This is a genomic window from Bacillus sp. P4_D3 (assembly GCF_056401855.1).
Genome location: NZ_JBFUIN010001128.1, coordinates 1 through 783, shown reverse-complemented (window position 1 = coordinate 783; position 783 = coordinate 1). Strand labels below are relative to the sequence as shown.

Annotated in this window: 1 protein-coding gene; it reads right to left on the bottom strand. The window is 32.3% G+C overall.

Going from position 1 to position 783, the window contains the following annotated elements:
* Positions 1 to 67 precede the first annotated feature (67 nt).
* On the bottom strand, positions 68 to 775 hold the full coding sequence (locus AC1DTM_RS29765) for a phosphotransferase family protein (RefSeq protein ID WP_078181653.1): 708 nt from the start codon (positions 773 to 775) through the stop codon (positions 68 to 70).
* Positions 776 to 783 lie beyond the last annotated feature (8 nt).

Below are 783 nucleotides of genomic sequence, written 5' to 3'. Positions count from 1 at the left end.
GAGTAAAAAAATAAATGATTCACTATTTTAATAGGGATCAAAATAAATACTTGAAAACATCTTTTATTTACAGAGGTGTACTCTCTGCCAATCTAGCTGCGCTAATAATAGGAGCCCACTGGAAAATTTCATCTCTTAATAGACCTGTTTTTTTGCAATATATATGTAAATACATTTCAGCTAATTCCACTGAATTCTGTGAATACAATAAGTATGTCCGAAACACATCTGCACGAATATCACCTGAACTAGCATCAACCCAATCTATAATATTCACATCACCATTACTCATAATTAAATTAAACGGATGAAAATCACCATGACATAATCTAGGTTCAAATGTGATTGAATCTAACTGTTTTAATATATTTCCCTTTTGTTTTTCATCCAGATCATGTACGGAGTTAATTTGACGATAAAGCCTCTTTTCCATCAGCTCTATTTCATCCGATCTCACACAGATCGCATGAATCTTTTGTTGTACACTAACACATATACTTATGTAATGCTCCGCTTTACTCAAATTATTAAGCAAAAGCTCACCAACACTTTCTCCTTCTACATATTCCATAATAATAGCTTGTCTACCTTGTATCTCTGTAACTTCAAATACTTTAGGAACGTGTAAACCACATGAATATGCATACTTTTGTTTTTGTGCTTCGTATAGAGATTCTGTATTAGGGAGGCATTCTTTAAACAATTTCACAACTTTATTATCACAAAGATAAATTTCAGCCGTATTTCCTTTGGCTATCGGATTTCCTAGATTCAATTCATTTC